Here is a 26369-nt window from a genome sequence, read left to right on the forward strand (position 1 = left end):
GGCAAGATTGCAGCACAGAGGTCGAAGGGTGTAAACCGGAACTTTCCGCAGCTGACTTTCTTCCTTTACTTGCATCCGGCAACTAACTTTGGATAATGCCCGTTTTCAGAACTCAAACACAGCAGACTAAACTTTTATGAAGAACGACGTCATTTCACCGGAATTTGATGAAAACGGTCGCCCGCTGCGCCGGATTCGTAGTTTTGTTCGTCGCCAGGGGCGACTGACTAAAGGGCAGGAACACGCACTGGAAAACTACTGGCCGGTGATGGGCGTTGAGTTCAGCGAAGCGCCGGTCGATTTTGTTGCGCTGTTTGGCCGTGACGCACCGGTGACGCTTGAAATAGGTTTCGGTATGGGCGCTTCGCTGGTGGCGATGGCCAAAGCGCGTCCGGAACAAAACTTCCTCGGTATCGAGGTTCACTCTCCGGGCGTTGGCGCGTGCCTGGCTTCGGCGCATGAAGAGGGCGTCGAAAACCTGCGCGTGATGTGTCATGACGCCGTTGAAGTGCTGCACAAAATGATTCCTGACAATTCTTTATCGATGGTTCAGCTCTTTTTCCCTGACCCGTGGCATAAAGCACGTCATAATAAACGCCGTATCGTTCAGGTACCGTTTGCTGAGCTGGTGAAGAGTAAGCTGAAGTTGGGCGGTGTTTTCCACATGGCGACCGACTGGGAAGCCTATGCGGAGCACATGCTTGAAGTGATGTCCTCCATTGACGGGTATAAAAACCAGTCTGAGAGTAACGATTATGTACCGCGCCCACCATCGCGCCCGGTAACCAAATTTGAACAACGTGGCCATCGTCTTGGCCACGGCGTATGGGACTTAATGTTCGAGAGGGTGAAATAATGGCAAAGAACCGTAGCCGTCGTCTGCGTAAAAAAATGCATATCGACGAATTCCAGGAAGTCGGATTTTCGGTTGCATGGCGTTTTCCGGAAGGCACATCTGAAGAGCAGGTCGATAAAATCGTTGATGACTTTATCAATGAGGTTATTGAGCCGAACAAGCTGGCCTATGACGGCAGTGGCTATCTGGCTTGGGAAGGTCTGATCTGCCTGCAGGAAATCGGCAAATGCACTGAAGAACATCAGGCAATCGTGCGTAAGTGGCTGGAAGAGCACAAACTTGAAGACGTGCGCACCAGCGAACTTTTCGATATTTGGTGGGACTAAGTAGCACAGGGTCGGCAAATGCCGGCCCGATTTGTATTGAGGGATAGATATGATGCGTAAAACGCTGCTGGCGGCAGTCCTGACGTTCACGGCGATGGCCGCACATGCTGATTATAAGTGCAGCGTCACCCCGCGTGACGATGTGATTGTGACGCCGCAAACGGTGCAGGTGAAGGGTGAAAACGGCGATCTGGTGATCACGCCAGCCGGGAATGTTACCTTCAACGGTAAGCAGTACACCTTAAGCGCCGCACAGCGTGAGCAGGCGAAAGATTATCAGGCGGCGTTGCGTAGCAGCCTGCCGTGGATTGACGACGGCGCCAGAGCGCGCGTCGAGAAAGGTCGCATCGCGCTGGACAAAATTATCGCCAAAGAAGTCGGTGAAAGCAGTAACATGCGCGGTCGTTTAACCAAGCTTGACGCCCAATTGAAAGAGCAGATGAACCGGATCATCGAGCATCGTACTGACGGTCTGACCTTCCATTATAAGGCGATTGATCAGGTCCGTGCTGACGGGCAGCAGCTGGTGAATCAGGCGATGGGCGGCATTCTGCAGGACAGCATCAACGAAATGGGTGCCAAAGCGGTGCTCAAAGGTGGCGGTAACCCACTGCAGGGTGTGCTCGGTAGCCTCGGCGGTTTGCAAACCTCCATCCAGAATGAATGGAAGAACCAGGAGAAAGACTTCCAGCAGTTTGGCAAAGATGTTTGCGCGCGCGTCGTGACGCTGGAAGATGACCGTAAGGCATTGGTTAACGGTCTAAAATAGCATTTACCTCTCTTTAACGGCACAGAAACATTCTGTGCCGTTTTGCTTTGCATTTTCCTTGTTTTTTGATATCCATCTCTAAAAATAACAAATTTATAAATATATAAGTCTGGTTAATTGGAAGAGGTCACATTATTCATCTGTCAGGTTGACATAATGCGGCAAATTCAAATAACCGGAGTAATAACATGGATTTTTTCAGAAAAACGGCACTGGCAGCACTGGTTATGGGGTTCAGCGGCGCAGCGCTCGCATTACCCAATATCACCATTCTGGCTACCGGCGGGACGATTGCTGGTGGCGGTGATTCAGCAACAAAATCCAACTACACGGCGGGTAAGGTCGGCGTAGAAAATCTGGTTGAAGCGGTGCCGCAACTGAAAGATATTGCCGTCGTTAAAGGCGAGCAGGTGGTGAATATCGGCTCTCAGGACATGAACGACGACGTCTGGTTAACGCTGGCGAAGAAGATCAACACCGAGTGTGATAAAACCGACGGCTTCGTGGTAACACATGGTACGGATACCATGGAAGAAACGGCCTATTTCCTCGACCTGACCGTCAAGTGTAACAAGCCGGTTGTGCTGGTCGGCGCAATGCGTCCGTCTACGGGTATGAGCGCCGATGGCCCGTTCAACCTGTATAACGCCGTGGTTACCGCAGCAGACAAAGCGTCTGCTAATCGCGGCGTGCTGGTGGTGATGAACGACACCGTTATGGATGGTCGTGATGTGACCAAGACCAACACCACGGATGTTGCCACCTTTAAGGCTGTTAACTATGGCCCGCTGGGCTACATCCATAACGGTAAGATTGACTACCAGCGTACGCCTGCGCGTAAGCACACTACATCCACTCCGTTCGATGTTTCTAAGCTGACTGAACTGCCGAAAGTGGGCATTATCTATAACTACGCTAACGCCTCCGATCTGCCAGCAAAAGCGCTGGTTGATGCCGGATACGCCGGGATCGTGAGTGCGGGTGTAGGTAACGGTAACCTGTATAAAACCATTTTCGATACGCTGGCAACCGCTGCGCACAAAGGCACCGTGGTCGTGCGTTCTTCCCGCGTACCTACTGGCTCCACCACGCAGGATGCTGAAATCGATGATGCGAAGTACGGATTTGTGGCGTCTGGCTCGCTGAACCCACAAAAAGCTCGCGTGCTGCTGCAATTGGCGCTGACACAGACCAAAGATCCTAAACAGATCCAGGAAATGTTTAATCAGTACTAATCGATGAAGGTGGCTGCGCTTATCGACCTAACCCTGTAGGCCTGATAAGCGCAGCGCCATCAGGCAATTTGCCGGATGGTGGCTCAAAGCCTTATCAGGCCAACATTCATTACGGTTTTCCGCGTTACTCCGCCAGAAACAGCTCCAGCAGTGAGTTTAAAAACAGCTTACCGTGCTGGGTAATCTGCCAGTACTCATCGCTCTGCGTCAGATATCCCTGGGCGATAGCCTCATCAATCTGTGCCCGAATCACCTCTTCGGCAAGCCCGGTATAGTGGGTGAATTCCACACGCGGTGCGGCCTCCAGCAAGCGGAAGCGGTTCATAAAGAACTCAAATGGCTTATCAGCCTCGGCGACATCACGCTCGCTTTCGAGATAACGTCCCTGCATGTAACCGCGCGGATGTCGGGTTTTGGTGGTGCGCAGGATACGTCCGTCCGGGAAGGTGATCTTGCCGTGAGCCCCGCAGCCAATGCCAAGATAGTCGCCAAAACGCCAGTAGTTCAGGTTGTGCTGGCACTGATATCCCTGTTTTGCATAGGCCGAGGTTTCATATTGCTGATAGCCGGCGGCGGTCAGCAACCGGTGGCCTTGCTCAAAAATATCCCACAGGGCGTCATCATCCGGTAGCACTGGCGGGCGCGAACCAAACAACGTGTTGGGCTCAATAGTGAGCTGATACCAGGAGAGGTGCGGGGGGTTAAGCTCAATGGCCTGTTGTAAATCGCCCAGCGCTTCTTCCAGCGTTTGATCCGGCAGGCCGTGCATCAGATCGAGGTTAAAGCTGCGCAATCCCAGACCGTCAGCCAGATTCGCCGCGCGTCTGGCTTCTTCTGGCCCGTGAATACGCCCCAGTCGCTCAAGCTTGGCGGCGCTAAAACTTTGTACGCCAATCGAGATGCGGTTAACTCCAGCGCGTTGATAATCGACAAACCGATCGGCTTCCACCGTACCGGGATTGGCTTCCATCGTGATTTCGGCATCCGCCGCCAGATTCAGACGCGCACGCACGCCATCCAGCAGCGTTTGCATTGCCGGGCCAGAGAGCAGGCTCGGCGTACCGCCACCAATAAAAATGGTCTTTACTTCGCGTCCCTGCGCGTAGGTGACGTTGGTATCCAGATCGCTCAGCAGATGCCCAACGTAATCGTCATGAGGAACTTCGCCCTTTAACGCATGCGAGTTGAAGTCGCAGTAGGGGCATTTCTGCACGCACCACGGGATGTGAATATAAAGACTCAGCGGTGGCAACTTAACCATTACGCAGCGCATCCAGCAGCAGTTTTAGCGCCAGTCCACGGTGGGAAATAGCACTCTTTTCTTCGCGGGTCAGTTCGGCTGCGGTTTTACCCTCAGACGGTACAAAAAAGATAGGGTCGTAGCCAAAACCACCGTTTCCGGCAGGCTCACGAGCGATCACGCCCGGCCAGCGTCCGTGACATACAACAGGGGTTGGGTCATCTGCGTGGCGCATATATACCAGTACACAGTGGAACTGCGCCTGACGCTTATCATCCGGGACATCCTGCAGAGTGCGCAGCAGTTTTTCCAGGTTTTGTTGGTCGGTGGCATCTTCACCAGAATAGCGAGCAGAATAAATCCCCGGTGCCCCGCCGAGGGCGTCAACGGCCAGGCCGGAATCATCGGCAATGGCCGGCAGACCGGTGATTTGCGCGGCATGACGCGCCTTCAGAATGGCGTTTTCAATAAACGTCAGGCCGGTTTCTTCTGCGGAATCAACGCCCAGATCCGTTTGGGCAACGACATCAAGCCCGAAGTCGCTCAGGAGAGAGGCGAGTTCACGCACTTTACCGGCATTGCCGGTCGCGAGGACAACTTTTTGCATGGGATACCTAATCAGTTAGCGCCGCAATTTCTGGCGGGATCTGTTGCGGATGAATGATTTTAACCTGTTTGTGGCGGCCAAGCTCGCCCTTCTCAATAACGACCTGGCTTTTCGCCACGCGGAACTGTTTACCGAGAAACTTCACCAGATGGCTGTTGGCTTGCCCATCGACCGGTGGGGCGGTAATGGCGACTTTTACTTCGTCGCCATGTAAGCCCACAATACTGTCACGGCTGGCTTTAGGCTGAATGTAGAGCCGTAAAACCAGACCGTCATCGCAGGGTGTTACGGCACTCATAGCGCCATCCACAGCCCCGGCAGCAGCATGTTGCCTGTCGCTTGTAACACTTCTGCGATCCCCATGTTGATGACATAGAGCAGCAGCACCAGGATCATCGGGGAGAAGTCGATCCCGCCCATTCCTGGAAGGATACGACGAATAGGACGCAGTAGCGGATCCGCCAGTTGAATCAGTACGTATTCTACAGGGCTGCGGCCCTGGCTGACCCAGCTCATGATGGCCATTACCAGCAGTACCCAGAAAATCAGCAGCCCGATAGTCTTCAGGACGATCAGTACGGCGGCGATCCAGATAATGGGTTGGAACGTGACCACTTTGAACAGCACAATAGCTTTGATAAAGCTGAGCACTAACGCGACCAATAACGAGGCGCTGTCAATCGGCCCCATCGGGGGAATAATTCGGCGTAACGGCCCAATAATAGGCTGAGTGATTTTTACAATGAACTGCGAAAACGGATTGTAAAAATCGCAGCGAGACCACTGCATCCACACGCGCAATAGCAGCGCCATGGTATACAGCTCAATTACCGTTGAGAGCAGGAAGGTCAACGTATTCATGGTGTTCCTCAGTTTTCCTTAATTTTTTGTGTAATCACGAGCACCAAAAATGGCAGTGCCAATGCGCACCATCGTGCTACCCGCCGCGATGGCGGCATCCATATCATCAGACATTCCCAACGAGAGCGTATCGACTGTCGGGTAGCGTGTTTTCAATCCGGCAAATGCTACAGCCATTTGCTGTGCAACTTCAAACTGCCTTACATAATCTGACTCAGGCGCCGGGATTGCCATCAGTCCCCGCAGGGTAATGCGTGGCAGAGCGGCGACGTCTGCGGCCAGGGCATCAAGCTCTGCCAGCGGAATACCTGACTTGCTGTTCTCATCGCTGATGTTGATTTGAATCAGCACATTCAGCGGCGCCAGGTCTGCCGGGCGCTGTTCGCTGAGTCGGGTGGCGATGCGCAAACGGTCTATCGTATGGCACCAGTCAAAATTTTCAGCCACCAGACGGCTTTTGTTGGACTGCAACGGGCCAATAAAGTGCCACTGCAGCCCAGACACGCCGTTTTCACTGAAGTAGCGGATCTTATCCACGCCTTCCTGAACATAGTTTTCCCCAAAGGCATGCTGTCCGGCTGCAATGGCTTCTTCGATGGCGCTCGCAGGTTTGGTTTTGCTCACTGCAAGCAACGTAACGTCTTCTGAAGGCCGCCCGCAACGCGTCGCGGCGGCTGAGATTTTCTCCCGGACATGTGCCAGGTTATGCGCGATATCGTTCATTTTCCGAGGATGTTCATATGAATATGGAAGAAATAGTGGCCCTTAGTGTAAAGCATAACGTGTCGGATCTACACCTGTGCAATGCATGGCCTGCGCGCTGGCGCATATGTGGCAGGGTAGAAATTGCCCCGTTTACCGCGCCGGACGTGGAGAAGCTGCTGATGTTATGGCTCAGTGAGCAACAACAGGTACAGTGGCGGGAAAAGGGCCAGGTTGATTTTGCCATCGCACTGGCGGATTCCCGACGTTTACGGGCCAGCGCATTTACGCATCAGCAGGGAACGTCACTGGCGCTGAGACTGCTGCCGCTTGATTGCCCGTGCCTGGATGATCTCCAGACGCCCGCTGCGTTGCCAGAACTGCTGCACAGCGAAAACGGGTTAATTCTGGTGACCGGTGCGACGGGCAGCGGTAAGTCGACGACGCTGGCGGCGATGGTGGGCTCTCTCAATCAGCACGTTGACGGGCATATTCTGACCCTGGAAGACCCGATTGAATACCGCTATACCAGCCAGCGTTGTCTGATCCAACAGCGTGAGATTGGTGTGCACTGCCTTTCTTTTGCTGCCGGCCTGCGGGCGGCATTGCGTGAAGATCCTGACGTGATTTTACTGGGAGAACTGCGCGACAGCGAGACGATTCGTCTGGCACTGACGGCGGCGGAAACGGGACATCTGGTGCTGGCAACGCTGCATACGCGCGGTGCGGCGCAGGCGGTGGAGCGGCTGGTGGATTCGTTCCCTGCGCAGGAAAAAGACCCGGTGCGTAATCAACTGGCGGGTAGCTTGCGGGCGGTGCTCGCACAAAAACTGGAGGTCGACAGGCAGGGGTGGCGGGTGGCGTTATACGAACTGCTGGTCAATACGTCGGCTGTGAGTAATCTGATCCGTGAAGGGAAAACCCACCAGCTACCTGGCGTGATACAAACCGGGCAACAGGCGGGTATGCAGACATTTGCCCAGAGCCTGCAGCAGCGTCAGGCGCAGGGTAGGCTGTAAATATGAGTCTTAGTAACCTTGTTCGAAATAGCTTTCGAGAATAACGACGGCAGACGCGGAGTCGACTTTGCCTTTATTCAGCGCGCGGTACCCGCCTTGTTCAAACAGGCCGGAACGTGCTTCGACGGTGCTCAGACGTTCGTCGTGCAGCGTGACTGTGACGCCAAAGCGGCCATGAATACGGTTGGCAAACTTGCGCGCGCGCGCAGTAAGCGGTTGCTCGGTGCCGTCCATATTCAGCGGCAGACCGACAATGATTTCATCCGGTTGCCACTCTTTTAGCAGGCGTTCAATCAGGTTCCAGTCCGGCGTGCCGTCCTGCGCTTTGATGGCGGGCAGCGGTCTGGCGGTGCCGGTAATGCGCTGACCAATAGCCACGCCAATACTTTTGGTCCCAAAATCAAAGGAGAGTAATGTTTCGCTCATTATGCGTGTCCCGCCACGCCAGGCATAGTCAGGATATCGATCCCGATAAGTTTGGCCGCGTCGCGCCAGCGGTCGGCAATCGGCGTTTTAAACAGAATGTTGAGATCGGCGGGGGCAGTGAGCCAGGCGTTATCCAACAGCTCTTGTTCCAGCTGACCCTTTTCCCAGGATGAAAAACCTAGTGCAACCAGCACTTCGGAAGGTTGTTCCTGAGTGCCTAAGGTTTCCAGCACATCGCGGGAAGTGGTGATAATGGTGTTGTCCGAAATACGAATGCTGGAGGCAAAGCGTGAAGGTGGGGTATGCAAAATAAACCCACGCTCTTCTGCTAACGGGCCGCCGAGCATCACTGGTTTATCCAGACGAATAGCCGGATCGCGTGCCTCAGGGGTGATCTTCAGCTTTTCCAGAATCCCTTCAATTTGTAAGTTTTCCAGGGGTTTATTGACGATAATCCCCATTGCGCCATTTTCATTATGTTCGCAAATGTAGACCACGGAACGGCGGAAAATCGGATCCTGGAGAGCAGGCATGGCAATAAGAAAGTGATGCTGTAAATTCATTGTCAGAGGTTCTGTTTCCTGGTTCAAAAAAGCAACAACGGTCAGTATGCGAGGAAAGCGTTAAGTTGTCACCCTCTGAAAATAACATTGCCGGATATCGGCTTCGCCTTATCCGGCCAACGGGGTGCAATTGTAGGCCGGATAAGACACCGTGGCGTCGTCATCCGGCGCAGGTTTACTTGGCTAAGCGAGCTTCAATGGCATCCATCAGCATACCGGTAATCGAAACCGGGAACTCCGCCTCAATTTCGCGAATACAGGTTGGGCTGGTGACGTTAATTTCCGTCAGGCGATCGCCGATAATATCCAGACCGACAAAAATCAGTCCTTTGGCTTTCAGCGTTGGCCCGATACGACGTGCAATTTCCCAGTCGCTGTCGGTCAGCGGACGAGGTTCGCCACGGCCACCGGCCGCCAGATTACCACGGGTTTCACCGCCCTGTGGAATGCGTGCCAGGCAGTAGGGAACGGGTTCGCCATCGACCACCAGTACGCGTTTGTCGCCGTCTTTAATTGCCGGCAGGTAGTTCTGCGCCATGCAGTAGCGGGTACCGTGTTCGGTCAGCGTTTCGGCAATTACACCGAGGTTCGGATCGCCTTCCTTCACGCGGAAGATCGATGCACCGCCCATGCCGTCCAGCGGCTTGAGAATGATATCGCTGTGTTTTTGCCAGAAGGCTTTCAGCTGCGCTTTGTTACGCGTGACCAGCGTTTCTGGCGTCAGGTCCGCGAACCAGGCGGTGAACAGCTTTTCGTTACAATCGCGCAGGCTCTGCGGTTTGTTCACGATCAGCGTCCCTTGCTCTTCTGCACGCTCCAGAATATAGGTGGCGTAGATGAACTCGGTATCAAACGGCGGATCCTTACGCATCAGAATGACGTCCAGGTCAGCCAGTGGTAGATCTTGTTCGCTGTTGAACTCATACCATTTGTCGTAGTTCTGCTCTACGCTCAGGGTACGCGTGCGGGCGCGGGCTTCACCGTTAATCAGATAAAGATCGGCCATCTCCATATAGTGAAGTTCGTAACCACGACGTTGTGCTTCCAGCAGCATAGCAAAGCTGGAATCTTTCTTGATGTTGATGCTTGCGATGGGATCCATCACGATGCCGAGCTTGATCATTGTTCTTCTCCGTTAGCCCAGATCGCCAAATCGCACCTGTAGCGCGGTAATGGCGGTGAGCGCAGTTGTCTCAGTACGCAGAACGCGAGGTCCTAACAGAATATCAGTAAACTGATAGCGTGCAGTCATGGCAATTTCATCTGCCGACAGCCCGCCTTCCGGTCCAATCAGCAGTCGGATGCGCTCTACCGGCAGCGGAAGCGTGTTAATACTGGCGCTGGCGCGCGGGTGCAGGTTCAGTTTTAGCCCCTCGTCCTGCTCGGCACACCAGGCTTCCAGATCCATTGCCGGGCGAATTTCAGGCACCCGGTTACGACCGCATTGCTCGCAGGCGGCAATCGCAATTTTCTGCCACTGCTGGAGCTTCTTGTTCAAGCGTTCACTGTCCAGTTTAACGCCGCAGCGCTCAGAAAAAAGTGGCGTAATGAGGCTTACACCCAGTTCAATCGATTTCTGGATAGTAAATTCCATTTTTTCACCGCGCGACATCACCTGACCAAGATGAATATGCAAGGGAGATTCGCGATCGTCGAGTTCGGCGCTCAGTATCTTCACATCCACGCTTTTCTTGCTGGCGTGGGTGATCTCGGCGTCAAACACCTGGTTGCTGCCGTCAAATAATTGAAGAGCCTGGCCCGGTCCCATGCGCAGCACGCGACCGATATGGTTGGCGGCATCTTCACACAGTGAAATTTGACTGCCTGCCGTGAGTGGTTCAGGGTGATAAATGCGAGGAATGCGCATAGTTAACCATCCGCGTCATGGCCCTGGCCGACAAAACGGCAGGGCATGGGTTAAAATATTGACGCTAGTGTAGGTTAGCTCTTTTGCGCCTGGCAAGCGCGTTGCACGTATGGATTATGGTTGCCCTGTACCTTCGCAATACGTTCGTCGCGTTCGCACTCCCAGTCGGTCACTGGATACTGTTTATTCCAGGCGTTAAAAAGCTGGGTTTGCTGACGGGAAAGCGTCAGGTTGTACTGGTCGCGCATGTAAAAATAGGTGCGCGCGATGGCGCCGCGAGCGCGGGCAGGCGGCTCAGCCACTTTTTCTTTGAAATCGACCTTCATGTCACACTGGCCATACTGGCCTTCGCCGCCGTTCCACTGGCTGTACATAAAGTTCGCGCGATCGCCATTTACTTCACCCACTGCCGGTTGCAGGTTGTGCATATCGCTTTCCATCTTGCGATAGACCGGATCTTTGGCGCAATTTTTACGTCCACCGTCCTGCCAGCATTGGCGCTGATGACCAAATTGCCAGGCAGGGACAACATGCTCCCATTCAATACGGCTGGCGCGGTTTTCGTTTTTCCGCACTTTATAGCCGCAGGATTCGAGGTCAACGACCCCTTTTTTGCCCTGCCAGTTAATTTTACAGCCGCAGTAGAAATCGCCGGGCGCATCGGCGTTCACTTTGACGCCAGCGGCTTTTGCCTGGGAGAAACTGTTGATACCTTCGGCGAATGCCGGGCCAGAGAGCGCAGTGGCCAATAACGCCACTGCCATAGAAAGATTACGGTACATCACACACTCCGTGTCAAAACGAGCCCGCAACGTAACGAAAGTTGTTCTTGTATGCAATCAGTCAGGTCATAAAAGTTCCTGATAATCAGACGTATTATTCAGCAACCAGCGGTTCGCCGCAGTGGACGCAGCGGTAGGTGGCTTCCCCGCGCACAATGCGGTTATGGCGGCGGACAGTCAGCTGGTGTTCCTGACACTTACAGCGGTAGGTAAAGGTATTGCGCTGCACGGATTGCAGTTCGAACTGATGCGTACGTCGGGCTGGAACGCCCAGCACGCTTTCCATCATCCATTTCCACTCTTTCCCGTGCGGCGGCACGCGGCCAAAGTGCTTCCAGACCAGCAAGTGTGCCAGTTCATGCGGTACGACCTCGTTAACGAACGCCTCGATGTTTTCCATCAGCAGCACCGGGTTGAGGCGAATTTCATTGCTTTGCAGCCACGCTGTACCCGCAGCAGTGCCGCGCTGTTGGTACACAAGCTTAGGTTCCGGATAATTGCGTTCGAGCTTGAGATTGGCGAGGGCAAGTTTTTCCCGCAAGCTGCGCATAACGGCTTGCTGGATGGCGATGGGGAGACGAGAGGTTTTCATAACGCCAGAGGATAGTGCGACAGGAAAAGGACTGCAAGAGGCTGGCTTCCCCCCGCCAGGGGAGGAAGCCTTGAGCGATTAGTCGTGGGCGCCAATTTCGCGCAGTTTACGACCTTTCATCAGGTTACGTTCAATGTGTTCCAGGGAGACGTTTTTGGTTTCTGGAATCAGCCACAAGGTCAGGAAGATGAACAGGACGTTCAGGCCGCCGTAGACCCAGAAGGTGTTGGCGCTGCCCAGCGAGTTCAGCATCGTCAGGAAGGTTGCGCCGACGATCATGTTGGCAATCCAGTTGGTTGCGGTAGAGCAGGTGATACCGAAATCGCGGCCTTTCAGCGGCTGGATTTCAGAGCACAGTACCCAAATCAGCGGACCGGCACTCATCGCGAAGCCAACGATAAACATCAGCAGCATCAGGACGGCAAAGTACTGGGCGGCAGCGGAGTGGATACCAATGTGCATCATTGTGCCCAGCACGCCCATACCGATAGCCATCACGATAAAGCCGAGGATCAGTGTCGGTTTACGGCCCCAGCGGTCAACCAGGCCAATGGCGATAAAGGTCGCCAGCACGTTGGTCAACCCCACGATAACGGTGCCCCACATCTGCTCGGTGGTGTTGGTATAGCCGGCCAGTTCAAAGATTTTTGGTGCGTAGTACATGATGACGTTCATCCCGGTGAACTGCTGCATCACCTGTAACAGTACGCCAAGGAATACCGCGCGGCGGAAGTTGCTGTTTTCTTTAAACAGCGCCCATCCGCTTTGTTTTACCTGCAGGCTTTCACGAATTTCATCCAGCTCGCGTTTCGCTTCTGCACTGGTATCACGCAGACGTAACAGCACGCGTTCAGCATCGACGAAGCGACGTTTAGCGGCGAACCAGCGCGGGCTGTCCGGCAGGAAGAACACGCCAACCAGCAGCAGCAGGGCAGGAATAATGATCACGCCCAGCATCCAGCGCCATGCACCGCTGTAGCTAAAGGCGGTATCGGACAGATAGGCCCCGAGGATCCCGATGGTAATCATCAGCTGATACATGGAAATCATACTGCCACGAATTTTTTCCGGTGCAATTTCAGACAGATACAGTGGTGCAGTGTAAGACGCAACGCCCACGGCCAGACCCAGCAGGATACGGGAGAGAAGCAGTACTTCCACGTTAGGCGCCGCGGCGGAGAACAGCGAGCCGGCGACAAACAGGATCGCGCCGATCATCAGGCTTTTTTTACGCCCCAGCTTGAAGGAGAGCCAGCCGCTGCCGACAGCACCTACAGCTGCGCCAAACATCATCGAGCTGACCACCCATTCCTGAGTGTGCGGGGTAATTTGAAACTCGTCGGTGATGAACGGTAACGCACCGGCAATCACGCCGATATCCAGGCCAAAAAGTAATCCTGCCAGGGCTGCCAAAAAGCAGACAAAAAATGTCATGGCTTTGTTGGAACGCCCCTGTTTTTTATTCCCAGGCATGATGCCCTCCAGGTTGGGTAACTTATTTTTGTTGATGTTAAGGGTAGGTGAGTACGGAGTAAAAAAATGAGATTAATATCACATTAGTGTAATCGCTTACACTGACATTCATGTGCCCTATGGATTAATTATTTGAAAAATATGATATTTTATAAAAATGAGTAATGAGCGATTGCCTGGAATTAAGACAATACTGAAAAATAATGTAACAATCATGAAAATGCAGAAATAAAGGGATTCATAATCAATTCATTATGATAATGACTGGATGTAATCGCTTTCATTTGCATTGAAAATCAGGGGGGGGGACGTTAAGGTACAGGTAAAAAAAAGACCAGCCTTAAGGCTGGTCCTGGTAAGCGGGGGCTTCAGTAAATTACTTCAGTCCAGCAGCTTCACGCAGCTGTTGCGCTTTGTCGGTTTTTTCCCATGGGAAATGTTCGCGACCAAAGTGACCGTAGGCTGCGGTTTCTTTGTAGATTGGGTGCAACAGATCCAGCATCTGAATCAGGCCGTATGGACGCAGATCGAAGAACTCGCGTACCAGCAGGGTCAGCTGCTCAGAAGGCACTTTTTCAGTACCGAATGTTTCAACCATGATAGAGGTTGGTTCAGCCACGCCAATGGCGTAGGAAACCTGAATCTCACAACGGTCGGCCAGACCGGCAGCAACGATGTTTTTCGCGACATAGCGGGCTGCATAGGCTGCAGAACGGTCAACTTTAGACGGATCTTTACCTGAGAATGCGCCGCCGCCGTGACGCGCCATGCCGCCGTAGGTATCAACGATGATCTTACGACCGGTCAGACCGCAGTCACCCATTGGGCCACCGATAACGAAACGGCCGGTTGGGTTGATGAAGAATTTGGTCGATGCGCTCAACCACTCGGTCGGCAGCACCGGCTTGATGATCTCTTCCATTACCGCTTCTTGCAGCGTTTTCTGATCAACATCCTGAGAGTGCTGAGTAGACAGAACCACCGCATCAATACCGACAATTTTACCATCGTCATACTGGAAGGTGACCTGGCTTTTCGCATCCGGGCGCAGCCACGGCAGGGTGCCGTTTTTACGCACTTCAGCTTGACGCTGAACCAGACGGTGAGCGTAAGTAATCGGCGCTGGCATCAGTACGTCGGTTTCGTTGGTCGCATAACCAAACATCAGACCCTGGTCGCCCGCGCCCTGTTCCAGCGGATCGGCACGGTCAACGCCCTGGTTGATATCCGGGGACTGTTTACCGATAGCGCTCAGTACTGCGCAAGAGTTAGCGTCAAAGCCCATGTCGGAATGCACATAGCCAATTTCGCGAACCGTATTACGCGTGATCTCTTCGATGTCGACCCATGCGCTGGTGGTAATTTCACCGCCCACTAAGACCATACCGGTTTTGACATAGGTTTCGCAGGCGACGCGCGCTTTCGGATCCTGCTCGAGGATTGCATCCAGCACGGCATCAGAGATTTGGTCAGCGATTTTGTCAGGATGCCCTTCTGATACGGACTCGGACGTAAAAAGGTGTTTTGCCATATTTAATTTCACCTAAGGAGAATTTGGTTAGCTCAAACTGTCGAGTGGAATAGCCATGTGTAGAAGATTCTACCATGAGTCTGCAGATTTCGGACACTGGCAGTCTGAGTGTTAATCGGTATAGATGGATTAACATCTGGACGGCTATTCTAGGACAGTTCTTCGCCCGATTTCCAGCTTTTTTTACTACGGCCGCATTGTACCGAAAATGTAACTGGAAATTTTTCCTGACGGTGCTGGCAATGTGTGCATTTATCTTTTGCTTTTTGACTATGTTATCGGTATAAAACGCGGCGCGCGGCTCATACAAAAAGCACACGACGTTTTCATCGTGTCGCCACTTCCAGCCGGGTTAACACTTTAGCTTTGGCTTGTGGGTTCGTTCCGTCTGGAGCGGCCGTGGAGGTGATACGAGATAATGAACCGTTGTATTCTGCTGAGTCTGCCACACCATTCTGGTGTACATATGTCCCCCGCAATCTGCATCTCTGCTTTGCATACCTGTCGATGTTATATACATAAAATCATTCATGCTGCGTCGAGGCTGCATGAAGGATGAAGTGTATACCCATCCCGGCGTATCTCAGGACTCAAGAGCCGGTAACGGTCACTAAGGACTGAACAAGGGCGCTCTTGGTAAACAAGAGTTTTCTCGTGGTTTCGCCGAACTGTCAGTATTACGTTCGGTAACGTGTTTACAATGAAATGATAAAGAAACCGGTCGCACAGTCGGAGCGTCAGCACTATCTGCTGGAAAATCTGCCTGTTTATGGGTTGTTATCGCTTCTTCGGATTGCGATAGTAGTCAACTGTTTTACACTTGTTAATAAAATTTGAGGTTCGCTATGTCTGACGACATTTCTATGGGTTCGCCTTCGTCAGCAGGCGGACAGGGTGTACTACGCTCCATGCAGGAGGTTGCAATGAGTTCCCAGGAAGCCAGCAAGATGCTGCGTACCTACAATATTGCCTGGTGGGGTAATAACTACTATGACGTCAACGAACTCGGTCACATTAGCGTGTGCCCGGACCCTGACGTCCCGGAAGCACGTGTTGATCTTGCCGAGCTGGTAAAAGCTCGCGAAGCGCAGGGGCAACGTCTGCCGGCGCTGTTCTGCTTCCCGCAGATCCTGCAACACCGTCTGCGTTCGATTAACGCCGCGTTCAAGCGCGCCCGTGAATCCTACGGCTACAAGGGTGATTATTTCCTCGTTTACCCGATCAAGGTTAACCAGCACCGTCGCGTGATTGAATCGCTGATTCACTCCGGTGAGCCGCTGGGACTGGAAGCCGGTTCTAAGGCCGAACTGATGGCGGTTCTGGCGCATGCTGGCATGACCCGCAGCGTGATTGTTTGTAATGGTTACAAAGATCGTGAATACATTCGTCTGGCGCTGATTGGCGAGAAGATGGGCCACAAGGTCTACCTGGTCATCGAGAAGATGTCTGAAATCGCGATCGTGCTGGATGAAGCCGAACGGCTGAATGTGGTCCCGCGTCTGGGCGTGCGTGCGCGTCTGGCCTCGCAAGGTTCCGGTAAATGGCAGTCCTCCGGCGGTGAAAAATCCAAGTTCGGCCTGGCGGCGAACCAGGTACTGCAACTGGTGGAAATTCTGCGCGAACGCGGTCGTCTGGACAGCATTCAATTGCTGCACTTCCATCTCGGTTCACAGATGGCGAATATTCGCGATATCGCCACCGGCGTACGTGAATCTGCGCGTTTCTACGTTGAGCTGCACAAACTGGGCGTAAACATCCAGTGCTTCGATGTGGGTGGTGGCCTCGGCGTGGACTATGAAGGGACACGCTCGCAGTCTGACTGTTCGGTCAACTACGGTCTGAACGAATACGCCAACAATATTATCTGGGCGATTGGCGATGCCTGTGAAGAACACGGCCTGCCGCATCCGACGGTAATTACCGAGTCCGGTCGTGCGGTAACCGCGCATCATACCGTGCTGGTGTCTAACATCATCGGCGTTGAGCGTAGCGAACACACCGAAGCTACGCCTCCGGCTGACGATGCGCCGCGTGCCCTGCAAAGCATGTGGGAAACCTGGCAGGAGATGCACGAACCGGGCACCCGCCGTTCGCTGCGTGAATGGCTGCACGACAGCCAGATGGATCTGCACGATATTCACGTTGGGTACTCTTCAGGCACCTTTAGCCTGCAGGAGCGCGCGTGGGCAGAGCAGCTCTATCTGAACATGTGTCACGATGTGCAGAAACAGCTCGACCCGAGCAACCGTGCGCACCGGCCGATTATCGACGAGCTGCAGGAGCGTATGGCGGATAAGATCTACGTCAACTTCTCACTGTTCCAGTCGATGCCGGACGCGTGGGGGATCGATCAGCTGTTCCCGGTCATGCCGCTGGAAGGACTGAATCAGGTGCCGGAGCGCCGCGCGGTGCTCTTGGATATTACCTGTGACTCTGATGGCGCAATCGACCACTACGTTGATGGTGACGGCATTGCCACCACCATGCCGATGCCGGAATATGATCCGGAGAACCCGCCGATGCTGGGCTTCTTTATGGTTGGCGCGTACCAGGAAATCCTTGGCAACATGCACAACCTGTTCGGCGATACCGAAGCGGTCGACGTGTTCGTCTTCCCTGACGGCAGCGTGGAAGTTGAGCTGTCCGACGAAGGGGATACCGTGGCGGATATGTTGCAGTACGTGCAGTTGGATCCGAAAACGTTGCTGACGCAGTTCCGTGACCAGGTGAAAAACACCGATCTGGATACTGAGTTGCAGCAACAGTTCCTCGAAGAGTTCGAGGCTGGATTGTACGGCTATACCTATCTCGAAGACGAGTAAGGTTATTCGGGGTCGCTTGAACCTGGACAAATTAACGGCGATAATTCGCCCATACACGTAGTCACGTAAATCAATCCCTTCCTCGTCGGGCTTAACGACGCGGAGGGGATTTTTTTTCACCAATTTTATAAGAGGTCAGTACATGAGCACCTTAGGTCATCAATACGACAACTCCCTGGTATCTAACGCCTTTGGTTTTTTGCGTCTGCCGATGAATTTCCAGCCCTACGACAGCGACGCCGACTGGGTTATTACCGGCGTACCGTTTGATATGGCAACATCTGGTCGTGCGGGCGGGCGTCATGGTCCGGCAGCGATCCGTCAGGTTTCCACTAACCTGGCCTGGGAACACAACCGTTTCCCGTGGAATTTTGACATGCGTGAACGCCTGAACGTCGTGGACTGCGGCGATCTGGTGTATGCGTTTGGCGATGCGCGTGAAATGAGTGAAAAATTGCAGGCGCATGCTGAAAAGCTGCTTTCTGCCGGCAAGCGCATGCTCTCCTTCGGCGGTGACCACTTCGTTACGCTGCCGCTGCTGCGCGCGCACGCTAAGCACTTTGGTAAAATGGCGCTGGTGCACTTTGATGCCCACACCGACACCTATGCTAACGGCTGTGAATTTGACCACGGCACCATGTTCTATACCGCGCCGAACGAAGGCCTGATCGATCCGAACCATTCCGTGCAGATCGGTATTCGCACCGAGTTTGACAAAGACAACGGCTTTACCGTACTGGATGCCTGCCAGGTGAACGATCGCAGCGTGGATGACATCATCGCGCAGGTGAAGCAGATTGTCGGTGACATGCCGGTTTACCTGACCTTTGATATCGACTGCCTGGATCCGGCGTTTGCTCCGGGTACGGGTACGCCAGTGATCGGCGGTCTGACGTCGGATCGTGCGATCAAACTGGTGCGTGGCCTGAAGGATCTGAATATTGTTGGGATGGATGTAGTCGAAGTGGCCCCGGCCTACGATCAGTCTGAGATCACCGCGCTGGCAGCGGCGACGCTGGCACTGGAGATGCTGTATATCCAGGCAGCCAAAAAAGGCGAATAAGTTGTTTTTGCCGGATGGCGCTGCGCTTATCCGGCCTACAGTTGGTTGATTCTTGTAGGCCGGATAAGGCGTTCACGCCGCCATCCGGCACTGTTCGAAGATTATTTGATCCCATCCGCGCTCATGCGATCGCGAATATGTTGCGCACGTTCGGCGGAGGCTGGATGGTCGTCAAACATTGAGCTTTGACGTCCTGCTTCCAGTTTCGCCAGTTTCTCAAAGCTGGTGGCTAAGCCTGCCGGATTAATACCGCGTTTGCGCAACAAATCATATGAGTAGTCATCCGCTTCGGATTCCTGACGCTGGGAGAACTGCGAGTTCACCAGTTTTTCTCCCAGATCGCCAAGCTGAGACTGCGACAAGCTGCCAACGATACCGCCCGCAGAGGCCGCTGCGGCACGCACGGCGTTGGTTCCCAGCGCAACTTGCATTCCTTTCTTCACGTGACCCAGCGCAACGTGGCCCATTTCGTGACCAATAACCGCCTCAACTTCGTTATCGGTCATCATATCCATCAGGCCGCTGTACACGCGGATGCAGCCATTTGCCATCGCAAACGCGTTGACGTCTTTCGCCACATAGACTTTGTAATTTACCGGCTGTCCGTTGATGTTATCGCCTAGCGCAGCGGCGATTTTGCTCAGTCGTTTGGTATATTCACTGCTGGCAGGAGCAATGGTCGCTTTGCTGTCCATATCCTGACAGGCCTGGTTGCTCAGTGCGATGACTTGCGCATCGCTCAGGCTGTAGGCCTGGAAAGCGCCCGCGCCAGATGAAAGTAGTCCATTGGAGTCCATATTCTGGCAGCCGGTCAGTGCCGTAGCCATGCTCATAGCAAGCAGTAAAGCGCGAATTTTCATTTTTTCTCTTCCGCACGAAGTCAGGATTATTCTAAAAAATGCGTCGTTTGCAGGTAACGAGACGCTCAATATAAGTATAAAGAAAAGAACCACAAGCGGGCGAGAAGATTGCGCAACTTGCGCGCATGATCCAGAGATTTCTGAAGCGGCAAAAGGATGCTCCATGTACATGACACGCGGCTTGGGTTACATTGTTGGCACTTTTTTCCGGCGTAGCCCAAAACGCTCTGTCGTCAAGTCGTTCCGGGCACAGCCTTCATTATCCGATCTGGAGTCAAAATGTCCTCACGTAAAGAGCTTGCCAATGCTATTCGTGCGCTGAGCATGGACGCAGTACAGAAAGCCAAATCCGGTCACCCGGGTGCCCCGATGGGTATGGCTGACATTGCCGAAGTCCTGTGGCGTGATTTCCTGAACCACAACCCGAATAACCCGTCCTGGGCTGACCGCGACCGCTTCGTGCTGTCCAACGGTCACGGCTCGATGCTGATTTATAGCTTGCTGCACCTCTCCGGCTACGACCTGCCGATGTCCGAGCTGCAGAACTTCCGTCAGCTGCACTCCAAAACGCCGGGTCACCCGGAAGTGGGTTACACCGCGGGTGTTGAGACCACAACCGGTCCGCTGGGGCAGGGTATTGCGAACGCAGTCGGTATGGCTATCGCTGAAAAAACACTGGCGGCGCAGTTTAACCGTCCAGGTCACGACATTGTTGACCACTTCACCTACGCCTTCATGGGCGACGGCTGCATGATGGAAGGTATCTCTCACGAGGTATGTTCTCTGGCCGGTACGCTGAAGCTGGGCAAACTGGTTGCGTTCTACGATGACAACGGTATTTCTATCGATGGTCACGTTGAAGGCTGGTTCACTGATGACACCGCGAAGCGTTTCGAAGCTTACGGCTGGCACGTTGTGCGTGGCGTTGATGGCCACGATGCTGACGCGATTAAGCGTGCAGTAGAAGAAGCCCGCGCAGTGACCGACAAACCGTCCCTGCTGATGTGCAAAACCATCATCGGCTTCGGTTCTCCGAACAAAGCAGGCACCCACGATTCTCATGGTGCACCGTTGGGCGATGCAGAAATCGCACTGACCCGCGAGCAGCTGGGCTGGAAATACGCGCCGTTCGAAATCCCGTCTGAAATCTACGCACAGTGGGATGCGAAAGAAGCAGGCCAGGCGAAAGAAGCAGCATGGAACGAGAAGTTCGCCGCTTATGCCAAAGCCTTCCCGCAGGAAGCCGCTGAATTTACCCGTCGTATGAAAGGTGACATGCCGTCTGACTTCGACGCCAAAGCGAATGAATTCATTGCTAAACTGCAGGCGAATCCGTCCAAAATTGCCAGCCGTAAAGCGTCTCAGAACGCCATTGAAGCGTTTGGTCCATGGCTGCCGGAATTCCTCGGTGGTTCCGCTGACCTGGCACCATCAAACCTGACTATCTGGTCTGGTTCTAAAGCCATTAACGAAGACGCTGCTGGTAACTACATCCATTACGGTGTTCGTGAATTTGGTATGACCGCTATCGCTAACGGTATCGCGCTGCACGGTGGTTTCCTGCCGTACACCTCTACCTTCCTGATGTTCGTTGAATATGCCCGTAACGCGGTGCGTATGGCGGCCCTCATGAAACAGCGCCAGGTTATGGTCTACACCCATGACTCCATCGGTCTGGGTGAAGATGGTCCGACTCACCAGCCGGTAGAGCAGGTGGCTTCTCTGCGCGTGACCCCGAACATGAGCACATGGCGTCCGTGTGACCAGGTTGAATCCGCGGTCGCGTGGAAATATGGCGTAGAGCGTCAGGACGGCCCGACCGCGCTGATCCTCTCCCGTCAGAACCTGGCTCAGCAGGAACGTACTGAAGAGCAGCTGGCGAACATCGCACGCGGTGGTTACGTGCTGAAGGATTGCGCCGGTCAGCCGGAGCTTATCTTCATCGCTACTGGTTCAGAAGTTGAGCTGGCGGTGGCTGCATGGGACAAACTGACTGCGGAAGGCGTTAAAGCACGCGTGGTCTCCATGCCGTCTACCGATGCATTCGACAAGCAGGATGCCGCTTACCGTGAATCCGTGCTGCCGAAAGCTGTCTCTGCTCGCGTGGCCATCGAAGCGGGTATCGCGGACTACTGGTTCAAATACGTGGGCCTGAACGGCGCTATCATCGGTATGACCACCTTTGGTGAGTCTGCTCCGGCTGAGCTGCTGTTTGAAGAGTTTGGCTTCACCGTAGACAACGTTGTCGCGAAAGCGAAAGAACTGCTGTAATTAGATTTACAACGGTATAACGGGTCGCTCACGCGGCCCGTTTTTTTTTGCGCATCAGATTTTTTCCGGACGTATCTGGCCCGTTTCAAGGCGAACTACGCAGGAGAAATGACGCTGCGTAAATGCAACGTCATGGCTGATAGCGACCATACTGGTGCCTCGTGCGCGACACACTGCGAGCCAGTTCTCAAATACCGCCAGCCAGTGTGCGTCAAAATCCCGGCTCGGTTCATCAAGCAGAAGAAGGGCAGGCGCCATGGCTTCAAGGCTGGCGACGGCGACCATACGTCGTTGCGCGGTGTGCAGATCCAGCGGATGGGCGTCGGCGACGTCCGCTAACTGACATAACTGCAGAGCTGCCGCGGTGCGTTGCGCAATCTCCGCTGCGGGTAGCCTTTGCAGGCGCAATCCAAAGGCGACTTCCTCTGCGACCTTGCTGTGAAAAATTTGGTTTTCGGCTTCCTGAAACAATACGCCGAGCAGCTTAGCTCTCTCGCGGTTTTTCAGTTGCGCAATCGGCCGGTTACTCAAGGTTATCGTGCCGGATGAGGGGGACAGAAGGCCAGCCATCACTCGCAGCAGTGTGGATTTACCCGCGCCATTATCTCCCGTCAGCGCCAGCCATTGGCCTGAATGGAGTTCCAGCGAGATATTGTGTAAGCAGTCATCGGGCGCATTCGGCCAGCGATACGTCACCTGATTAAGCGTTAGCATAGTGGGGATAGTGCTCCATCGCGCAGTTGCCATGCTTGCTGACAATGGCTGATAAACGGGGCGTGAATACGCTCAAAAAGCACAATCAACGCCTGTTGTTCCAGTGCCCATTGATACAACCGCTCCAGCAACATCGTGGTGGCCTGCGCGGTCAGACGGCTGAACGCTTCATCCAGAATCAATATCCTCGGTTGCATGGCCAGCGCGCTGGCAATCACCACCCGCTGGGTTTCACCACCGGAAAGCGTTCCCGGATGACGATGACGCAGCGGCTGGCATTCAGTCAGTGTGAGTGCCGCGTCAATTCGACGCATAATTTCAGCCTCCTCCAGGCAGAGGTTCTCCGGGCCGAATGCCACTTCCTCCTCCACGCTGAAGGTGCAGCCAGAAAGCTGTAGATAAGGCGATTGCTGCACCAGTTGGATGGTGCATGACTGCTCGACGAGTGACAGTTGTCCTACAGGATTTCCCAGCAGCTTCCCTTTCCCTTCAATCTCTCCGGGAAGAAAATCGGGGTACCAGCCTGCCATCAGCTGTGCCAGCGTGCTTTTTCCGCTGCCGTTATCACCGAAAATCGCCACCATTCCGGGCTCTTCATAGTGGAAGTCAAGGCAGGCTGATGGGCGCGTGGCGTGCGTCGGGAGGTAGCGAAACTGCTCTAGCGTAACCATATCCACACTCCTGTTTCGACCAGCATGGCGAGTATCATCGTGTAGCGGGCAATACGCTGTAAGTTGCTGTCCTCCGGTGCCCATAACGTTGTGCGTCTGCGTTGCAAACGAAAGGCCCGCATGTCCAGCGCCGCCCCGCGAACCACCAGATCGTTAAGCGCATTATGCGTGAGTGGCACGATCAGCGCAGGCATCGCGCGTAGCCGTTGATACCAGCCTTCGTCCAGCGGCACGCCGCGCGCGCGCTGGGCTTCATGAATAATCGCCAACTGACGCTTGAGTTGCTCGACAACCAGCAGCGGGCCTGCAAACAGGTAGGCAACACCGGGCGGCAGGCGGGAGGCAAACAGGGCGCGAATAAACCGCGATACCGGCACGTACTGCATCCACAGCTGTGACGTAGACACAATTGCCAGGATCCGCAGCCACAGCGTGACGGCATCGGTCCACCGTTGTGGTGTGCGCGGTTGCCCGCTTATCCATTCGGTCAGCCAGCCGCCATGGACCAGCCACAGCCCAACGCCCAGGGGCAACATCAACCAGACGACATATTTCGCCCGGGAACGCGTGGCCGGCATACACAGTAAGAGCAGGAACACGACCATGCTGTAAACGGTAAGCGGTATTCCTGCTGGTAGCAGCAATGTGGAACATGCTGCCAGCGCCCACAGGGTTAACGAGGTAAATGGGTGCATTTAGCGCACGGCGGACATCGTTGGGAAATGACGAGTGGTCCGCAGCGGAAGCTGGCGCAGTAGCACCCAGACGATGATTGCCGTGAGGATTTTATCGACCAGATTCGCGCCAATGACGGTGATGGCGACGGACTCAACCAGACCCTCGCCGACGGAATGCATCCAGGCAACAAATAAATCCGCGCCGCTGCCGGTCACACCGCCAAACAAGGTGGTGCGGATAGGCACGGCAACGACAGTGACGGCCAGGGTAATGATCATGCCGCTGACCACCACTTTCGGTAAGGTTCGAAACCATCCCGCCCGCGCCAGCCATCCGGCAACCAGTCCGATAACCATGGCTACTGGCGCGAAAGCAGCAGCGATAGGATCGGTGAGCAACCCCCACAGCAGGTTGGTGAGTAATCCCGTTAGCATCCCCACAATCGGGCCTAACAGCACCGCGCTGATAATAGTGCCGATGGAGTCGAGAAAAATAGGCAACTTCAACATGCTGATGAGCTGTCCACCGACCATATTGATGGCGATGGCAATAACTATCAGTACCAGTGACTGGCTGGAAAATTGGCGACGCGCCATAGAATACCTCTGTAAAGTGAAGCGTTAACGGGATGTGATAACCAGTTCGTCATAGCTGGAAACGACACAAGGTTGGCGGCTAAACGCCAGCTCTGTGAGTTCGCCAATTACCAGTTCCAGCGTGGTACGCACGGTACAACCCGGCATCATGTGGCCTCCCAACATCGCGCCCTGTGGGTCAGAAACCGCAAGATGCAGGTGCTCGCCGGTCAGTTCCAGCGTGCCGTTCAGGGAAATAATTTCCCAGGTGCCGGTGAGCAATGTGGTGTCTTCCTGACCTGCGAAGCGTAAGGCGACGTCGGTTAAACTCCCGGTACAACCGGCAATCCAGGCGGCATGTAATTGATGCTGTTGGACAAAATCGTGCAGTCGGGAAAAAACTTCCTGGCCAGGCAGTAAACGCAGCGCATGAAAGCGAGCGGTAGAGGTGTGGGGAGAGTATGTGACCATATGTTGGGGGACTCCGAGACTCGGACGTAGCGCTGATAATATAGACGCTGTTGAGTGAGCTTTCTGATATAAATCAGGATTTGTGACACGGCAACGAAATAATCTTGCTACGCTTATTCGCAATTCTGGAATATGGAATAAATTTAGCGGGACAGAGCGTTAAAATGTGACGTAAGTCAGATAACAGTGTTCTGTTGCTGGACAATCATTCCTTTTATTCCTCGTTTCGCTTATTCTAGCTGAAGCGTTTCAGTCGATTAAATGTTCGACAAGTAATCAATTAGTCGCAGTTTGCGACAGGTAAGGTTTCCCTGAGCGGTTTGCTGCATTACTCTGTCAGCCACATCGTTTCTGAGAAATCCTTGCAGGAGACCTATGACCGTACGCGTAGCGATTAATGGTTTCGGTCGCATCGGGCGCAACGTGGTTCGTGCTTTGTATGAATCCGGGCGTCGGGCGGAAATCACCGTGGTGGCTATCAACGAACTGGCGAGTGCTGAAGGCATGGCGCATTTGTTGAAATATGACACCAGCCATGGACGTTTTGCCTGGGATGTTCGCCAGGAACGCGACCAGCTCATTGTTGGCGACGACGCGATTCGCATTCTGCATGAGCGAACACTCGATGCGCTTCCATGGCGAGAACTGGGTGTTGACGTCGTGCTGGACTGTACGGGGGTCTTCGGTAGCCGCGAACACGGCGAAGCGCATATTGCCGCAGGTGCCAAAAAAGTGCTCTTTTCACATCCTGGTAGTCACGACATCGACGCAACCGTTGTGTTTGGCGTTAATCAGGATCAGCTGCGCGCTGAACACCGGATCGTTTCCAACGCCTCCTGCACCACGAATTGTATTATTCCCGTTATTAAATTGTTGGATGATGCTTACGGCATCGAGTCTGGTACCGTCACGACGATCCACTCCGCTATGCACGATCAACAGGTTATTGATGCCTATCATCCCGACCTGCGTCGTACGCGAGCGGCCAGTCAGTCGATTATTCCCGTTGATACCAAACTGGCGGCGGGGATCACACGAATCTTCCCACAATTTAACGATCGTTTTGAAGCGATTGCGGTACGTGTACCGACCATAAATGTGACGGCGATCGACTTAAGCGTGACGGTGAAAAAACCAGTAAAAGCGAGTGAAGTCAACCAGTTGCTGCAAAAAGCAGCACAAGGTTCATTTCATGGTATAGTTGACTATACGGAATTACCGTTGGTCTCTGTAGATTTTAACCACGACCCGCACAGTGCCATCGTCGATGGTACACAAACGCGCGTAAGTGGTGCACACCTGATCAAAACATTGGTCTGGTGCGATAATGAATGGGGCTTTGCTAACCGCATGCTCGACACAACGTTAGCGATGGCTGCTATTGGTTTCAGGTAA

Annotated in this window: 29 protein-coding genes; 10 read left to right on the forward strand and 19 right to left on the reverse strand. The window is 53.9% G+C overall.

All coding sequences use genetic code 11. The features are described from left to right. The first annotated feature begins 136 nt into the window (after positions 1 to 136). From trmB to ansB, 4 genes are all read left to right on the forward strand, one after another. A complete protein-coding gene (gene trmB, locus QNN86_RS19370) occupies positions 137 to 856 on the forward strand; it encodes a tRNA (guanosine(46)-N7)-methyltransferase TrmB (RefSeq protein WP_181617836.1) in 720 nt (239 codons plus the stop codon). Continuing rightward, positions 856 to 1182 (forward strand): YggL family protein, encoded by a 327-nt coding sequence (locus QNN86_RS19375; RefSeq protein ID WP_096755737.1) that lies wholly within the window; start codon positions 856 to 858, stop codon positions 1180 to 1182. The genes trmB and QNN86_RS19375 overlap by 1 nt, the downstream gene beginning before the upstream one ends. A 49-nt stretch (positions 1183 to 1231) precedes the next feature. Next, positions 1232 to 1951 (forward strand): DUF2884 domain-containing protein, encoded by a 720-nt coding sequence (locus QNN86_RS19380; protein WP_096755738.1) that lies wholly within the window; start codon positions 1232 to 1234, stop codon positions 1949 to 1951. A gap of 188 nt (positions 1952 to 2139) precedes the next feature. Next, complete coding sequence (gene ansB, locus QNN86_RS19385; protein WP_414212237.1) at positions 2140 to 3186, forward strand: L-asparaginase 2; 1047 nt, start codon at positions 2140 to 2142, stop codon at positions 3184 to 3186. Positions 3187 to 3310: 124 nt separating this feature from the next. On the opposite strand, the gene hemW is transcribed toward ansB, so the two are convergent. From hemW to QNN86_RS19410, 5 genes are read right to left on the reverse strand one after another with little or no spacing between them, the layout of a single operon-like run. Continuing rightward, positions 3311 to 4447, reverse strand: coding sequence for a radical SAM family heme chaperone HemW (gene hemW / locus QNN86_RS19390; RefSeq protein ID WP_181617833.1), 1137 nt, complete (start codon positions 4445 to 4447; stop codon positions 3311 to 3313). Continuing rightward, entirely contained in the window at positions 4440 to 5033 is a 594-nt protein-coding gene (locus QNN86_RS19395) for an XTP/dITP diphosphatase (RefSeq protein WP_414212238.1), read from the reverse strand. Before QNN86_RS19395 ends, hemW begins: the two co-directional genes overlap by 8 nt. A 7-nt stretch (positions 5034 to 5040) precedes the next feature. Next, positions 5041 to 5331, reverse strand: coding sequence for a DUF167 family protein YggU (gene yggU / locus QNN86_RS19400; RefSeq protein ID WP_003027101.1), 291 nt, complete (start codon positions 5329 to 5331; stop codon positions 5041 to 5043). After that, complete coding sequence (locus tag QNN86_RS19405; protein ID WP_096755742.1) at positions 5328 to 5894, reverse strand: YggT family protein; 567 nt, start codon at positions 5892 to 5894, stop codon at positions 5328 to 5330. The genes yggU and QNN86_RS19405 overlap by 4 nt, the downstream gene beginning before the upstream one ends. 18 nt (positions 5895 to 5912) lie before the next feature. After that, entirely contained in the window at positions 5913 to 6617 is a 705-nt protein-coding gene (locus tag QNN86_RS19410; RefSeq protein ID WP_279277707.1) for a YggS family pyridoxal phosphate-dependent enzyme, read from the reverse strand. 17 nt (positions 6618 to 6634) lie between these two features. On the opposite strand from QNN86_RS19410, the gene QNN86_RS19415 reads away from it, so the two are divergent. After that, entirely contained in the window at positions 6635 to 7615 is a 981-nt protein-coding gene (locus QNN86_RS19415) for a type IV pilus twitching motility protein PilT (protein WP_182269194.1), read from the forward strand. Positions 7616 to 7624: 9 nt separating this feature from the next. On the opposite strand, the gene ruvX is transcribed toward QNN86_RS19415, so the two are convergent. The 8 genes from ruvX to metK form a co-directional block, all read right to left on the reverse strand. Beyond that, entirely contained in the window at positions 7625 to 8041 is a 417-nt protein-coding gene (gene ruvX, locus QNN86_RS19420; RefSeq protein WP_182269195.1) for a Holliday junction resolvase RuvX, read from the reverse strand. Beyond that, entirely contained in the window at positions 8041 to 8604 is a 564-nt protein-coding gene (locus QNN86_RS19425; protein WP_279277708.1) for a YqgE/AlgH family protein, read from the reverse strand. Before QNN86_RS19425 ends, ruvX begins: the two co-directional genes overlap by 1 nt. A gap of 175 nt (positions 8605 to 8779) precedes the next feature. Further along, a complete protein-coding gene (gene gshB, locus QNN86_RS19430) occupies positions 8780 to 9727 on the reverse strand; it encodes a glutathione synthase (RefSeq protein WP_117342642.1) in 948 nt (315 codons plus the stop codon). Between the two features lie 12 nt (positions 9728 to 9739). Next, on the reverse strand, positions 9740 to 10471 hold the full coding sequence (gene rsmE / locus QNN86_RS19435; RefSeq protein ID WP_096755748.1) for a 16S rRNA (uracil(1498)-N(3))-methyltransferase: 732 nt from the start codon (positions 10469 to 10471) through the stop codon (positions 9740 to 9742). Between the two features lie 74 nt (positions 10472 to 10545). Beyond that, positions 10546 to 11253 carry a deoxyribonuclease I gene (gene endA / locus QNN86_RS19440; protein WP_174361138.1) on the reverse strand — a complete coding sequence of 236 codons (708 nt, stop codon included), beginning with the start codon at positions 11251 to 11253 and terminating at the stop codon, positions 10546 to 10548. Positions 11254 to 11347: 94 nt separating this feature from the next. Next, entirely contained in the window at positions 11348 to 11845 is a 498-nt protein-coding gene (locus QNN86_RS19445) for a SprT family zinc-dependent metalloprotease (protein ID WP_181617831.1), read from the reverse strand. 78 nt (positions 11846 to 11923) lie between these two features. Then, positions 11924 to 13318: a galactose/proton symporter gene (gene galP / locus QNN86_RS19450; protein ID WP_096755752.1), complete on the reverse strand. Its 1395-nt coding sequence runs from the start codon at positions 13316 to 13318 to the stop codon at positions 11924 to 11926. A gap of 376 nt (positions 13319 to 13694) precedes the next feature. Next, positions 13695 to 14849: a methionine adenosyltransferase gene (gene metK, locus QNN86_RS19455; protein ID WP_096755753.1), complete on the reverse strand. Its 1155-nt coding sequence runs from the start codon at positions 14847 to 14849 to the stop codon at positions 13695 to 13697. A 705-nt stretch (positions 14850 to 15554) separates the two neighbouring features. Between metK and yqgB the strand changes: the two genes are divergently transcribed. From yqgB to speB, 3 genes are all read left to right on the forward strand, one after another. Further along, positions 15555 to 15686 carry an acid stress response protein YqgB gene (yqgB, locus tag QNN86_RS19460; protein WP_115257520.1) on the forward strand — a complete coding sequence of 44 codons (132 nt, stop codon included), beginning with the start codon at positions 15555 to 15557 and terminating at the stop codon, positions 15684 to 15686. Positions 15687 to 15694: 8 nt separating this feature from the next. Then, a complete protein-coding gene (gene speA, locus QNN86_RS19465) occupies positions 15695 to 17671 on the forward strand; it encodes a biosynthetic arginine decarboxylase (RefSeq protein ID WP_181617829.1) in 1977 nt (658 codons plus the stop codon). 142 nt (positions 17672 to 17813) lie between these two features. Next, positions 17814 to 18734 (forward strand): agmatinase, encoded by a 921-nt coding sequence (gene speB / locus QNN86_RS19470; protein ID WP_096755756.1) that lies wholly within the window; start codon positions 17814 to 17816, stop codon positions 18732 to 18734. A gap of 101 nt (positions 18735 to 18835) precedes the next feature. On the opposite strand, the gene QNN86_RS19475 is transcribed toward speB, so the two are convergent. Next, positions 18836 to 19594, reverse strand: a complete 759-nt coding sequence (locus QNN86_RS19475) for a M48 family metallopeptidase (RefSeq protein WP_096755757.1) — start codon at positions 19592 to 19594, stop codon at positions 18836 to 18838. A gap of 279 nt (positions 19595 to 19873) precedes the next feature. Here QNN86_RS19475 and tkt point away from each other — a divergent pair, with 279 nt between their 5' ends. Beyond that, positions 19874 to 21865, forward strand: a complete 1992-nt coding sequence (gene tkt / locus QNN86_RS19480) for a transketolase (protein WP_181617828.1) — start codon at positions 19874 to 19876, stop codon at positions 21863 to 21865. 54 nt (positions 21866 to 21919) lie between these two features. On the opposite strand, the gene QNN86_RS19485 is transcribed toward tkt, so the two are convergent. Genes QNN86_RS19485 through QNN86_RS19505 form a run of 5 tightly spaced genes read right to left on the reverse strand, consistent with a single transcriptional unit; the run spans position 21920 to position 24974 of the window. Then, complete coding sequence (locus QNN86_RS19485; protein ID WP_181617827.1) at positions 21920 to 22579, reverse strand: ABC transporter ATP-binding protein; 660 nt, start codon at positions 22577 to 22579, stop codon at positions 21920 to 21922. Then, positions 22573 to 23250, reverse strand: coding sequence for an ABC transporter ATP-binding protein (locus tag QNN86_RS19490; RefSeq protein WP_414212239.1), 678 nt, complete (start codon positions 23248 to 23250; stop codon positions 22573 to 22575). The genes QNN86_RS19485 and QNN86_RS19490 overlap by 7 nt, the downstream gene beginning before the upstream one ends. Further along, entirely contained in the window at positions 23238 to 23945 is a 708-nt protein-coding gene (locus QNN86_RS19495; protein ID WP_181617825.1) for an energy-coupling factor transporter transmembrane component T, read from the reverse strand. The genes QNN86_RS19490 and QNN86_RS19495 overlap by 13 nt, the downstream gene beginning before the upstream one ends. Beyond that, positions 23946 to 24524 (reverse strand): ECF transporter S component, encoded by a 579-nt coding sequence (locus tag QNN86_RS19500; protein WP_181617824.1) that lies wholly within the window; start codon positions 24522 to 24524, stop codon positions 23946 to 23948. 24 nt (positions 24525 to 24548) lie between these two features. Further along, positions 24549 to 24974 carry a PPC domain-containing DNA-binding protein gene (locus QNN86_RS19505; RefSeq protein WP_414212240.1) on the reverse strand — a complete coding sequence of 142 codons (426 nt, stop codon included), beginning with the start codon at positions 24972 to 24974 and terminating at the stop codon, positions 24549 to 24551. A 375-nt stretch (positions 24975 to 25349) separates the two neighbouring features. Here QNN86_RS19505 and epd point away from each other — a divergent pair, with 375 nt between their 5' ends. After that, positions 25350 to 26369 (forward strand): erythrose-4-phosphate dehydrogenase, encoded by a 1020-nt coding sequence (gene epd / locus QNN86_RS19510; protein ID WP_182269199.1) that lies wholly within the window; start codon positions 25350 to 25352, stop codon positions 26367 to 26369.

Origin of the sequence: Citrobacter sp. C348 (genome assembly GCF_047467975.1) — a bacterium.
Classification (GTDB): Bacteria; Pseudomonadota; Gammaproteobacteria; order Enterobacterales; family Enterobacteriaceae; genus Citrobacter; species Citrobacter gillenii.

Bases quoted from the DNA above. Each gene is read 5' to 3' on its own strand.
- tkt (WP_181617828.1), top strand. From the start codon at position 19,874: ATGTCCTCACGTAAAGAGCTTGCCAATGCTATTCGTGCGCTGAGCATG.
- QNN86_RS19475 (WP_096755757.1), bottom strand. From the start codon at position 19,594: ATGAAAATTCGCGCTTTACTGCTTGCTATGAGCATGGCTACGGCACTG.
- QNN86_RS19375 (WP_096755737.1), top strand. From the start codon at position 856: ATGGCAAAGAACCGTAGCCGTCGTCTGCGTAAAAAAATGCATATCGAC.
- ruvX (WP_182269195.1), bottom strand. From the start codon at position 8,041: ATGAGCGAAACATTACTCTCCTTTGATTTTGGGACCAAAAGTATTGGC.
- speB (WP_096755756.1), top strand. From the start codon at position 17,814: ATGAGCACCTTAGGTCATCAATACGACAACTCCCTGGTATCTAACGCC.
- gshB (WP_117342642.1), bottom strand. From the start codon at position 9,727: ATGATCAAGCTCGGCATCGTGATGGATCCCATCGCAAGCATCAACATC.
- galP (WP_096755752.1), bottom strand. From the start codon at position 13,318: ATGCCTGGGAATAAAAAACAGGGGCGTTCCAACAAAGCCATGACATTT.
- QNN86_RS19495 (WP_181617825.1), bottom strand. From the start codon at position 23,945: ATGCACCCATTTACCTCGTTAACCCTGTGGGCGCTGGCAGCATGTTCC.
- QNN86_RS19395 (WP_414212238.1), bottom strand. From the start codon at position 5,033: ATGCAAAAAGTTGTCCTCGCGACCGGCAATGCCGGTAAAGTGCGTGAA.
- endA (WP_174361138.1), bottom strand. From the start codon at position 11,253: ATGTACCGTAATCTTTCTATGGCAGTGGCGTTATTGGCCACTGCGCTC.
- QNN86_RS19405 (WP_096755742.1), bottom strand. From the start codon at position 5,894: ATGAATACGTTGACCTTCCTGCTCTCAACGGTAATTGAGCTGTATACC.
- epd (WP_182269199.1), top strand. From the start codon at position 25,350: ATGACCGTACGCGTAGCGATTAATGGTTTCGGTCGCATCGGGCGCAAC.
- ansB (WP_414212237.1), top strand. From the start codon at position 2,140: ATGGATTTTTTCAGAAAAACGGCACTGGCAGCACTGGTTATGGGGTTC.
- QNN86_RS19410 (WP_279277707.1), bottom strand. From the start codon at position 6,617: ATGAACGATATCGCGCATAACCTGGCACATGTCCGGGAGAAAATCTCA.
- QNN86_RS19485 (WP_181617827.1), bottom strand. From the start codon at position 22,579: ATGCTAACGCTTAATCAGGTGACGTATCGCTGGCCGAATGCGCCCGAT.
- QNN86_RS19505 (WP_414212240.1), bottom strand. From the start codon at position 24,974: ATGGTCACATACTCTCCCCACACCTCTACCGCTCGCTTTCATGCGCTG.
- QNN86_RS19415 (WP_182269194.1), top strand. From the start codon at position 6,635: ATGAATATGGAAGAAATAGTGGCCCTTAGTGTAAAGCATAACGTGTCG.
- QNN86_RS19380 (WP_096755738.1), top strand. From the start codon at position 1,232: ATGATGCGTAAAACGCTGCTGGCGGCAGTCCTGACGTTCACGGCGATG.
- hemW (WP_181617833.1), bottom strand. From the start codon at position 4,447: ATGGTTAAGTTGCCACCGCTGAGTCTTTATATTCACATCCCGTGGTGC.
- yggU (WP_003027101.1), bottom strand. From the start codon at position 5,331: ATGAGTGCCGTAACACCCTGCGATGACGGTCTGGTTTTACGGCTCTAC.
- trmB (WP_181617836.1), top strand. From the start codon at position 137: ATGAAGAACGACGTCATTTCACCGGAATTTGATGAAAACGGTCGCCCG.
- QNN86_RS19500 (WP_181617824.1), bottom strand. From the start codon at position 24,524: ATGGCGCGTCGCCAATTTTCCAGCCAGTCACTGGTACTGATAGTTATT.
- speA (WP_181617829.1), top strand. From the start codon at position 15,695: ATGTCTGACGACATTTCTATGGGTTCGCCTTCGTCAGCAGGCGGACAG.
- QNN86_RS19445 (WP_181617831.1), bottom strand. From the start codon at position 11,845: ATGAAAACCTCTCGTCTCCCCATCGCCATCCAGCAAGCCGTTATGCGC.
- QNN86_RS19490 (WP_414212239.1), bottom strand. From the start codon at position 23,250: ATGGTTACGCTAGAGCAGTTTCGCTACCTCCCGACGCACGCCACGCGC.
- yqgB (WP_115257520.1), top strand. From the start codon at position 15,555: ATGATAAAGAAACCGGTCGCACAGTCGGAGCGTCAGCACTATCTGCTG.
- rsmE (WP_096755748.1), bottom strand. From the start codon at position 10,471: ATGCGCATTCCTCGCATTTATCACCCTGAACCACTCACGGCAGGCAGT.
- QNN86_RS19425 (WP_279277708.1), bottom strand. From the start codon at position 8,604: ATGAATTTACAGCATCACTTTCTTATTGCCATGCCTGCTCTCCAGGAT.
- metK (WP_096755753.1), bottom strand. From the start codon at position 14,849: ATGGCAAAACACCTTTTTACGTCCGAGTCCGTATCAGAAGGGCATCCT.